This is a genomic window from Acinetobacter rudis (assembly GCF_031157835.1).
GTDB lineage: Bacteria > Pseudomonadota > Gammaproteobacteria > Pseudomonadales > Moraxellaceae > Acinetobacter > Acinetobacter rudis_A.
Window position 1 is genome coordinate 107,272 of the sequence record NZ_JAVIDR010000009.1, and the last position, 11,174, is coordinate 118,445.

An 11,174-nucleotide genomic window follows, 5' to 3' on the forward strand; every position below is an offset into this window, starting at 1 on the left:
ATTTACTGAAATCCATTGGCCTCCCAGCCACCATCAATTAAATAAGTTTGTCCGGTCATAAACTTGGCGGCATCTGAAGCAAGAAATAGTGCTAACTCAGCAATTTCCTCAGGCTCAGCCAAACGACCCAAAGGTGTCCGACGTTCAAGATCGGCCACATCTAAAGTATTTTGTTGCTGTAATTTTTCTACCAATGCTGTACGGGTATAACCTGGCCCAATCGCCAGAACACGAATTCCGAGTGCTCCCCACTCAGCAGCCAAACATTTTGTCATCGACACAACACCTGCTTTGGTTGTGCAATATGCAGTACGTTCAGCTGACGTGCTTAATCCCCAAATTGAAGCGGTGTTAATAATGACGCCGCCCCCTTGTTGCTGCATTTGCTTAGCAGCTTGTTGTGAACATAAAAATAGACTAGTGAGGTTAATATCTACGCAGCGACGCCACTCAGGCATCGTGATATCCAAAGAGGGTTTATTCAGCGAGATACCAGCGTTATTAAATAAGACATCAACAAAACCAAAACTATTTTTACATGCTTCAAAAGCAGCACTCACAGCCTCATCATCAGTCACATTCGCGGCATAACCCTGTACTGTATAATCTTGCAAAGCCTGTAGCGCTTCATTTAAAGCATCTTGGTTAAGGTCAATCATAAACACTTGAGCACCTTGCTCAGCAAAAGCTTTAGAGAGACAAAAGCCAATCCCAGCTGCTGCACCTGTGACAATGACTGTTTTTCCTGCAATACCTGCATATTGAGTTTGGTGTTGATGTTTTTTCATGAGAAATATCCTTAAATATCAGTAAAAATTAGTTTACAGAGTGGCTTTTACATTCCTAATGCAAAGATCTTTCATTGCAGCCTATTCAACTCATCCATATTTAGACCCTTACTCAATCTTGGTACCACAACCTGAGTTGCTAACATTTCTGTGCTGAAATCCATAACACATAACAGCCAATTTTGCAGAGTAGAGCATTCGATTTATAATAATACTACATTACCGTAATACAGTATTACAATAACATTTTTCCAAATTCTATTTCAAAGTTGATTCTTGGTAGAAATTTAACGGTAAACAGAGCAGGTTTTAAAATTGAAAAGTAATAAATAACAATGACTTTAGGGCTAGTCTTTAAACTTAATCATGGAATAAAATATTGTTTATTTTTTTAGAAAATGCGTGATCAAATAGATTTAAAAGACAATTTAAATCGTAAAATTAACTTTAAATTGCCTTTTTATTAAGCTAAATCACCCTTGTGAGTAATCATCAATCCCTCAAAAGCTGCATCAAATGCAGCCTTAAAATCAAAGACTGATTTTCCAGGCTTGATGCTCAACCAACTGCCCCTTTCGTAAATGGAACATTAAATTATAAGCGGCAGCGCCACTGTAATTAAAATGATTAACCAAATAGATATCATCATTTAAATAATAAATTTCAAAGTCAGCTAAATCACTTTTAGTTAAATCTGAAAATTGGGCTTGAAAAAAATACTGCCCCATTTGATTTACAGCCAATGTGGTCTTTTGAGATCGATATGAAATATCAATGCGTTGAAGTTGAGAAAAATTTTTGTTGGGTATCTCACCATCTGTACCTAAGAACGTTTTATTTTTATAGTACCGATAATAACCATTGGCATCTGCTTTAAATAACCGATCATTGGATTCTCTAGGCATAGCATTAATCTGAACGGTCATTTCAGCATTTGAAAAGGTAACTTGATTCGCCTCATATGCTGTAAGTTTTAACCGATGGTAGGCTTTAAAAAAATTAATTCTATTTTTATAGACATAACCATCATCATGGTTAGCAGTAGAAATCAAACAAAAATTGGCATCTTCATTATCTGACAGACAATCAACCAGTTGATTATTTTTAAGCTTCCCCACTACATTTGCTTTTAATGAAGCATAATCCCGAATATTCACCTCACCGTCTTTGTCCTGAATTAAGCCAAAATCTGCATAGATGTGTGGACTAAAAACAACAGTGACAAAGGTGATCATTTTAATTAAATCTTTTTTGTGAAAACCAAACACGTGCTATCTCCACCCATCGAGGTATTATCGATGATAAGTATAAAATGAATCCCCATTTAAACGACAAGCTCAAAAACAATACTAAAGTAATGTTCACATGTAACAATGCCTGATCGTTATGGGGATAGTTCTGCTTAAGCTGTAGTCAGACTATTGGCCAGATGCATAAACTCTGCTCGCGCCTTAAGATCTGTTAATAACACACCACGTACAGCAATGGTCACAGTATGATGACCTTGTTGACACAAACCTCTTGATTCCATACACATATGGCGAGCACGAATTAATACAGCAACACCTTTTGCACCTAAATGAGTTGCTAAAGCATCCGCAATTTGATTGGTCATTCGTTCTTGTACTTGTAAACGACGTGCATACAAATCTGCTAATCTGCTGAGTTTACTCAGCCCCACAACTCGACCATCTGGAATATAAGCAATGGTTGCTGTACCAAAAATATCAGCTAAATGATGTTCACACTTGGAATAAATGGGAATATCTTTAACAATAACCATTTCATCACAGCCTTCCGCGCCATCCTCAAAAACCTTTAAAATTTCCGCAGGATCTTGTTGATACCCTGAAATCCATGTTTTCCAAGCCTTAGCAACACGAAGTGGCGTATCGACCAAGCCTTCACGCTCAGGATCATCAGCAATGACTTCAAGTAAGTTAGAGATTACTGGTGCAACCAACTCAACAAAACTGTCAGACGTAGACTCCCAAGGCAATAAACTGCTCTCTGAAACATCTAATGCAATAACAGGCAATTGATGCAGTTCTGCCAGTTTAATGGTTAAGCCATTTGGTTCAGCTTGATTTTCTTGAAAACTCAAAATTACATCAGCCTGCTCAATGTTTGTAGCAACCACGACTTTGCAATCCATCAGTAGTAACATCTGAATCACAGCTGCTAAACGTGAATGAATAGGATAAATAGCAATAGTTGTACTTGGCCACTTTGCTTTTAAATGCTCAGCTAATGTGGTTAAAATTGAGTGGAATTCACTTTGCTCAATGATTTTTTTCACTGTTAAATACCCACATAACTCGCTGAATTTGCACCATGCTCGCGTACTTCAACTGATTTTAAACAGACTCGTCCATCTGCTAGTTCAGCATGTAAAACATCTTTAGCCATCTCATAAACATAATGCGCAAACATTTCACAACCTACTGCTGGAAGTACCACGACATCTGCAACGCCTAATTGATCAAGTTTTTTTAACTCATCCAGCATTGGGTCATCTTCAGCAACAACCAATTTGTGATCAAAGCACTCTACTACTTTGTCTTTTAATGCCTTAAAACCACCAAAATCCATAACCCAATTGCGCTGATCCAACTGTTCTGCTTCAAAAACAAAGTGAAAACTCAATGCGTAACCATGAATTTTAGAACAATGGCTATGCACAGCTCGCCATTGACGAAAAGCACAACTAATTCCTAAATCATGCCCGAAGGTCTTAGTAGATAAATATTTTTGTTTGATGTCATTACTCATTCAGTGCTCTTCCCTATCGATCTGATACCATTTTAGTAATTTAGCTTTTATTTTCAAAGCAATGATTCCCCACATTAATGAATCTTTAATTTTTTCAATAAGTTAAATTAAAACTATCGTTCAAACTAACATCTAACTTGAAATACAAATAATAATAGTTATCATTAGCAACAATATTTAACATTTCACATACCTATGGATAGCATCTTAAATTCTCATGCCGATCATCTCTCCTCAACCACCAAGAGAAAGAAAGTTAAACAACTGACTACACCTCTGACTTATCGTATTGATGTTGCTTGGCGTTTTCTTTTAGCAGTTGTCGGTGGATATATCATCGCAATGTATAGTGCCATGGTCATTGCCGAACTATTTATGGAGTATCGGACATCCGCTGCAATGAGTGCAACATTAATCGCATTTACCTTGCATGCTTGTACTTTCATTTGGGTATTCATGGTCAATAAAACACTAAAAGCAAGTGTAGGCGTGATTCTCCCTGCACTTATTTTATTTGTCTTAGTTAAAGTTCTGGAAAATTGACATGCGTATAGATGGAAAAGTTGAGGGACCACGCCAGTCGATGTCATGGTTGCATACTTGGTCTAGTCTTATTTTGGGTTGGCTACTTTATGCAATATTTGTCACAGGAACACTGAGTTTTTTTCAATCTGAAATTAGCGTTTGGATGAAGCCTGAGCTCCATCAATCGATCCCCCCAAAAAGCCAACAACAACAAGCTCAAGTTGCAATCAACTATTTACAACAACACCATCCTGATGCGGGTAGTTGGAGAATTCAACTGCCCAATACCAGACAAAATACGACACTGGTAACTGTACGCACAGTAGATGAAGATCCTAATGCTCGACGAGGTGGCACACGTATCACCCTCGATAGCACCACTGGTCAGGTTCTTGAAGCACGTGAAACACGAGGTGGAGGCTTTCTCTACCGTTTCCATTTTGAACTTTATGGTCTAGATCGTATTGCTGCCCGTTGGATTGTTGGTTTAGCCACCATGCTCATGCTGGTTGCAATTATTAGTGGTGTGATTACACATAAGAAGATCTTCAAAGACTTCTTTACATTTCGTCCAGGAAAAGGACAACGCTCATGGTTAGATGCACATAATGCAAGTGCAATCTTAGCCTTACCTTTTCATATTATGATTACTTTTAGTGGCCTATTATTATTACTGTTTACCTTTATGCCGTGGGGAATTAACCAAATCTATGATAACCGCCAAGATTTTTTACAAGAACAACGCCAAAATCTTGTCAACACAACAACAACCAATACTGAAAAAACCTCTAGACCTCCTAAACACTCACAGAATACTCAATATAACAGTGCAACATTAACCGCTCTCCCTCCGCTTGTAACTTATGCACAAAAAGCTTGGGATAACAATCCAGTTGCGAGTATTCAAATTACTGCCCCCAATACAGATCAAGCCAAAATTGAAATACAGGCTTTGCATGCTAAAAGTGTTGCCTACCGCGGTATATACCCGAGTCTCGAATTTAATGGTGTGACAGGAGCTGTCTTTCAAGATTCGATAACATTCAAGACGCCTCCCATTCCGACAGCAATTTATAATACTGTCACGGTATTACATGAAGCACGGGGCTTAGACCTCGCATTTCGTTGGCTATTATTCTTTTCCGGTATTGTTGGCACACTTATGGTCGCTACAGGTTTGATTTTGTGGTGTGTAAAACGTGCTCCCCAACAACTCAAACAAAATAAAAAATCATTCGGGTTTCGTCTTGTTGAGGTCATGAATATTGCTGCTGTTATTGGTTTACCCCTCGCTTGTGCTGCTTATTTTTATGCCAACCGCTTTATTCCTGTCAATGTATCAGACCGAACGCTTTTAGAAATACGCGTTTTCTTTATTTTTTGGCTCATCAGTTTAATTCACGCTGCATTACGTCCACATAAACAGGCATGGTTAGAGCAGCTTCTGTTTGCCTGCATTGCCTTTGCATTATTACCTATTATTAACTTTAGCACTGGAGGCCAAGCACTTTGGAATGCGATTGAAAATGATCAATGGGTTATTGCAAGTTTCGATCTCGCTATGTGGGTATTGGCACTCTTATTTATGTTCTGTTTTTATAAAGTTAAAAATCATCAAGGTTTAAAAGCGAACAAAGTTAAAGTGAATAAAAATATGCAGGAGAAACAAATATGATTTTCTTTCTTCTTATTTGGTCCATTTTAAGCTTAGGCTTTTTAGCATTGGCACTGGCTATGGAAAAACACCAAAAACAACTTCTAAGTCAAGCGCTGCGCCCTTCACTTACTCGACTGGTTCAGTGCGGTGGATACTTATGTCTCGTACTCGCTCTGAGTCTCTGTATTGCACATTACCATATTGCTAATGGCATCAGTTATTGGGTTGGTGCTATGACATTTTCTGCTTTTTTTATTCTAATGATGCTCAGTTATTTTACTCATTTATTTAAAATAACCCTCTGTTTGCTCAGCTTGCTCATCATTACAACGGGTCTTTATTTTATTTTCTAACTCAAAAAATTGACCAGTATCACCGATACTGGTCAATATATAATATAAACATAATTTGGCCATAAGACCTGAGCATTTGCCTTAATTTTAGCCTTTGTGAATGATTCATCGCTGAAATTAAATAGATAAAATATTCGACACTATAATTTACAACTGATTAAATCTAAATTCGTACCTAAAATATTGAATAACTAGCAAGCAAACAAGATCGAAAACAAACTTTTTCAGATACAACTATTCAATATCCCTCATGATCAAACTATGCATAGAATTTAGAAGTTAAAGCCACAGATCTATACAAAATATTAATCAATTATAATCAATATTAATATGCGCAGTGGCCTTTACGATACCAGGTGTAGCAGGCTGGATTGTCGCCTTATATCCAACTTTAATTGGAAATATGATTTGCTTACTTGTGTTCAAAGAACCAAATTGGAACACTTTGGCATTATTGCGACTACTAATGGGCAATGCCTTTCCATCATTCCCTTGTATCACAATACTCACATTTGAACCTCCATTTTCTTTAGCGATATTATTTTTTAATACTCCCTCTTCATTGGCTTGGGCATTAACATCGTTATCGGTCAAAGTTGCATTAAATCCAATACCACTACTCTCATCTGGACAGTTTAAAATAATATTTTTATTTTCTAATTTAGCAACCTGATTTACATTACTCAGCTCTTGCACCACGACAGGTTTTAAATTAATAGCATAATTTTTTTGATCTAAGGTACAGGTCGATTGTTTAATTTGAAAACTCAATGCAGGTGCAATATTGACACTGACTGGTACTGATATGTCTTCCAAAACACCCGTCGAACTATATGTTCGAGTAAAAAATTGACCTATATTTAAGTTGTTAATTTTATAGTTCCCAGGAATCGAGTTTTCATAGGGTATAATATATAAATATACTTTTTCCAGCACTAAGCCAATGCTCGAGGTATTCACGCCATTGCCTTTTAAAATAGGGTATTCCTTGCTCGGATCTGTAATTACAGCAACTGGGCCAGCGTTCTCAGGTTTAGGATCGTATACAGCAAATGAAATATACACTTTAGGCGCAACTGCACCTGCAGGCAGTTCGTTAAATGCAGTTTGATTGACTGCTAAAAATTCTCGGGGGCCACTTGCAGTAGCAAATGTTTGTTTATCTGAAGGGTTTAAACTACTCCCACTCCCCATCACAAAGAAAGAGTTTGTCGTCCTTTTCGAACCAGTGTCACAGCTGGAAAACACTGTAGCATAACGATCAGGCGAAGGACGAGCGTCTTTAGCAATTTGTCGTCCATTGCTACCTGTCATTTTATTAATAATGAGATCGTTTCCACCCAAACCAAAAGCCACATTTGACATGGCTGGTGAACATTTTGCATAACTGAAGCTACTGATTGCAGATAGACTCATGAAACATAAGAGATGGATAAATTTCATTTTATTTACATTCCACAGCTATAATTTGTAGAGAACCACCTTTATTCACTTTAAGTTCTGGCATCTGTATTTGACAAATATTAGATTGATTGGCTTTACCCCAACTCACAGTGAGTTGTTTATCTTTATTGGGATTAAACTGATCCAATAACACTTGATTTGACTGTGCTAGACGTCCAATGAGCTGACGTTGTTCATTGTAAACCTCAGCCCCCATAGGCAACTGCCCGTAATCACTGTGAATACGCAGAACATACATTGAGCTCTCATTCGCAGCAAAGTGAACTAAGGTTGAACTGTATTGTCTTGGTATTACCGTTGCTTGGTTTGATTGTAAAGTCATATTTGCAGGCATCTGATCTGGATCTACCTGAATCACATTTTGGCTATATGGTGAGTTATTACTGTAAATTGCATTACCAAAACGATCTAAACGCACTCCCCAAGCATTGTTTACCCCCGCTGAATGCCCCTGATCCACATGAACAATGGTATAAGTATCACTTAAATTATTGGTTGCTGTAATCCCATAACGATGCCCAACTAAACCACCACTGGCTGAAAATGAATATTGGTCATTATTATTATCATGCTGAATCATTGCACCCAGATTTACAAATGGATGTAGATAATTAATATTACCGTTATATGCAGTATTACTGTCACCGGCATATTCATTTCGGTTAATCCCGACCCCATAGTTGATGTTATTGTCATCGCCTGCTGTACCACTTAGGCTAAAGTTAAAATTATTATTCTGACTATAATCTGACTCACTTCGTTGAACACCACTATTAATATAGATGTTACGTTTACGCCAGTCTAAAGGAACAGAAACACTGGCATAATAGGTATTATTTTCCTGATCGTATAAACGGTCTTGGCTACGACTAATTCCCAAATTATAATTTACTTTACCCCAGCGATTACTATAATTCATGGTATATTGATTATAACTATGGTTATCCATCCAGTATTCATTTCTATAAATACTTGCTTGTAAAGCACCCCAACCTGAATTCCCAAATGACTTACTCACAGACAAGCCATATTGGTTCTTTAGATCATTATTACTCCAAAAATTATAATATTCATTACTATTCAGCTTATCAAAATTAGCAGCAGATAAAACACTATTAGCAGTTTGATAGTCCCTAGACTGATGGGACATATTGAAATTTACATTAATATTGTTTTCCAACCAAAAATAATTGTATTTAACTTGATAGCGTAGCCCTGTCTTTTCCTGATTAAAAAGTTTAGTCCGACTATAATCAACACTGGTATTAATACCACCGATATAACTATTAAAACTTAATGATGCTAAGTAGTTTTTATATATATCAGAAAAAGTGACAGCACCACCAGCAGTCACATTATTATTTACACCATAATTTATGGTGCCCTGAAGTACATTATTATTCGTAATTTCATCTGCAATCTTATATCGGCCATAAGCCAAGTTATACTGCAGTAACCCTCTCTTTAATAAATTTAAATTGAGTTGCATTGGATAACGCAATACTCGTTTTTCACCACCATTTTCAATAATCTCAACAGTGAGCTCACCATTTGATGAGCTTGATAAATCTGTTAATTCAAAAACACCTGCAGGAACAGACTTCTCATAGATTTTCTGCCCGTTTTGAAATACTTTTACCAAAGCATTTGTATTGGCAACACCTTGAATGACTGGTGAATAGTTACGCATACTCCACGGCAGCATATTGTCATCTGAAGAAAGTTGTCCACCAACCAAGGCCAGACTTTCACCAAAGATGTTTCTACTATAAAACTCACCGACACTTAATCTTGAACGAAGCTGATCAATATCTCGATATAATGTATTTTGACTAGAACGATAATGCCCAAGACCACCATCTTTAGCGGATTCAAAATAACCATTATGTCGAAAATACCATCCTCCTAAATTTAAACCTCCGTTGAGATTCAAATAATTTTGTGTCTTTTCATCACTTTTATGTATATTCGCATTATAAGATAAGAAAGCAGAACTCACGCCATAATCAAATCGCTCAGGATTAATATAACCATTAGGCCTCTGCTCAACAGCAATTAGGGGAATATAAACATCTAACTTCAACTGCTGTAAATTAAAATCATAATATGCATCTGGATTAATATCTTTAATTTTTAAACAATCTTGAACTGCTAATTTCTTTAAAACCTCAGGCTTAAGGTCTAGTTGTTGGAGTAGTTCCCGATCCACACAAAGTACAGCCGAAGCTGAAGCATCCAAGTGTTCAAATTTTACTGTTACATCTGTTAGCTCTTTATTATTCACAAACAAACTAACATTATAGATTCCAGGCGCAACATAATCTGAGATACTAAAAACACTCAGGTCAATATCTCTATTCTCGCCATATAGTGATGAAGTACTAAATGCAAGCTTTGGTTGACTCTTTGCTTGAGCAAGCTGTTCTTGATGATCATGTGGCAGCTCTTCAGCCAAAGCATGAGCAATAGAAAAACTAAGCGTTAAAAAAATCGGGGTACAACGAAATAAGTAAAACATCACTACCGCACTTAAGATGAAGTTTTATTTAAAATTGTTGTATAGCTATTTTCCCCACCTAAGTCATTAATTACATAGTATTTAATATTATTAGGCCTAGTCGAAAATTGAATATTAGAAAAACTCGCTTTTGAAAATGGTTCAACCATCACCGCTTGACTAAAACTTTTATTTTCGACCTCAGGATTGAGCGTAATTTTTGACAAATTCATATAGTATGGGCTTGGATTACTCACCTCTATAACCTGAGTTTTTACATCATAATTAAAGCTTAACGATGTAAAACTTTTGTCTTGAGACACTTTCAATGTGGCTGGTCGATAAAACAATTTCAGTCTAGTTCTGACATTAAAGCTGAGTTTATTCGTTCCATCCTGTAGTTCCGGTGGAATATCCAACATATTAAAAATAAATAAACTTTCTCGATCTTGAGGCAATTGAGGTGCACCCAGTGGTAAAACACGTATCACTTGGCCGCTATGAGCCTCAACTCGAGTAAGTGATGGCGTTAATAAAAAGGGAATTTCGGCAGCATCTGGAATGCTATTCATATCCCCTTTATCTAGCCATACTTGTACCAATGCTGGTGTATCAAATTCATTATTTAATTGAACACTAACACTTTTTGCATTAGATGGAACAATGATTCGCGTACCTTGTATAGTTACACCAGCATAAAGATTAAGTGATGTACTAAGTAAAGTACAAAAACCAAACCACAACAATACGCGACTCATAATCTCCCCCTAATGCAATCCACGACTTTTTTTATTAGTTATAGATCAAGGTATAATCTACAACTGCCTGTACATTTTGTGCACCAATTGCACCATCAACTGCTTGATAATATTGTGATGCAAGTTTAATGATACCTTTGTCATGTTTCACAGTTTCAGGGTTTTTAAAATCAATAGCTTTATCTAAGTTTAAAATTTGTAGATGAATTGGTTTTTTATCTGCTCCCACACCAGTATCAAGTTGCTTTTGGTTAATCAAAGCTGTTGAATTCGTAGATAAATATGGCTATTTGCATTATATGGTTGAAATTAGTTCTTCATCTAAATAATCATCACCGCCATATAATTCAACCAAGGTTG

At 36.7% G+C, this 11,174-nt stretch carries 11 protein-coding genes; 3 read left to right on the plus strand and 8 right to left on the minus strand.

Features of this window, described 5'->3' with window-relative positions; translation table 11 throughout:
* Nucleotides 1–2 precede the first annotated feature (2 nt).
* The 4 genes from RFH42_RS09950 to RFH42_RS09965 all read right to left on the minus strand — a co-directional run bounded on the left by RFH42_RS09950 (nt 3) and on the right by RFH42_RS09965 (nt 3,560).
* Complete coding sequence (locus tag RFH42_RS09950; RefSeq protein WP_308975437.1) at nt 3–788, minus strand: SDR family NAD(P)-dependent oxidoreductase; 786 nt, start codon at nt 786–788, stop codon at nt 3–5.
* A gap of 530 nt (nt 789–1,318) precedes the next feature.
* Entirely contained in the window at nt 1,319–2,056 is a 738-nt protein-coding gene (locus RFH42_RS09955) for an SH3 domain-containing protein (protein ID WP_308975438.1), read from the minus strand.
* Between the two features lie 134 nt (nt 2,057–2,190).
* Nucleotides 2,191–3,087 carry a GTP cyclohydrolase I FolE gene (gene folE / locus RFH42_RS09960; RefSeq protein ID WP_308975439.1) on the minus strand — a complete coding sequence of 299 codons (897 nt, stop codon included), beginning with the start codon at nt 3,085–3,087 and terminating at the stop codon, nt 2,191–2,193.
* A gap of 2 nt (nt 3,088–3,089) precedes the next feature.
* Nucleotides 3,090–3,560: a 6-pyruvoyl trahydropterin synthase family protein gene (locus RFH42_RS09965; protein WP_308975440.1), complete on the minus strand. Its 471-nt coding sequence runs from the start codon at nt 3,558–3,560 to the stop codon at nt 3,090–3,092.
* Nucleotides 3,561–3,755: 195 nt separating this feature from the next.
* Between RFH42_RS09965 and RFH42_RS09970 the strand changes: the two genes are divergently transcribed.
* Genes RFH42_RS09970 through RFH42_RS09980 form a run of 3 tightly spaced genes read left to right on the plus strand, consistent with a single transcriptional unit; the run spans nt 3,756 to nt 6,095 of the window.
* Complete coding sequence (locus RFH42_RS09970; RefSeq protein WP_308975441.1) at nt 3,756–4,103, plus strand: hypothetical protein; 348 nt, start codon at nt 3,756–3,758, stop codon at nt 4,101–4,103.
* Between the two features lies 1 nt (nt 4,104).
* On the plus strand, nt 4,105–5,760 hold the full coding sequence (locus tag RFH42_RS09975) for a PepSY-associated TM helix domain-containing protein (RefSeq protein ID WP_308975442.1): 1,656 nt from the start codon (nt 4,105–4,107) through the stop codon (nt 5,758–5,760).
* On the plus strand, nt 5,757–6,095 hold the full coding sequence (locus RFH42_RS09980) for a DUF3325 domain-containing protein (protein ID WP_308975443.1): 339 nt from the start codon (nt 5,757–5,759) through the stop codon (nt 6,093–6,095). Before RFH42_RS09975 ends, RFH42_RS09980 begins: the two co-directional genes overlap by 4 nt.
* Before the next feature lie 309 nt (nt 6,096–6,404).
* Here the strand turns inward: RFH42_RS09980 and RFH42_RS09985 are convergent, their stop codons facing one another.
* Genes RFH42_RS09985 through RFH42_RS10000 form a run of 4 tightly spaced genes read right to left on the minus strand, consistent with a single transcriptional unit; the run spans nt 6,405 to nt 11,073 of the window.
* Nucleotides 6,405–7,538: a fimbrial protein gene (locus tag RFH42_RS09985; RefSeq protein ID WP_308975444.1), complete on the minus strand. Its 1,134-nt coding sequence runs from the start codon at nt 7,536–7,538 to the stop codon at nt 6,405–6,407.
* A gap of 1 nt (nt 7,539) precedes the next feature.
* Nucleotides 7,540–10,077: a fimbria/pilus outer membrane usher protein gene (locus RFH42_RS09990; RefSeq protein ID WP_308975445.1), complete on the minus strand. Its 2,538-nt coding sequence runs from the start codon at nt 10,075–10,077 to the stop codon at nt 7,540–7,542.
* 11 nt (nt 10,078–10,088) lie between these two features.
* Complete coding sequence (locus tag RFH42_RS09995; protein WP_308975446.1) at nt 10,089–10,814, minus strand: fimbrial biogenesis chaperone; 726 nt, start codon at nt 10,812–10,814, stop codon at nt 10,089–10,091.
* Between the two features lie 34 nt (nt 10,815–10,848).
* Complete coding sequence (locus tag RFH42_RS10000; protein ID WP_308975447.1) at nt 10,849–11,073, minus strand: hypothetical protein; 225 nt, start codon at nt 11,071–11,073, stop codon at nt 10,849–10,851.
* Nucleotides 11,074–11,174 lie beyond the last annotated feature (101 nt).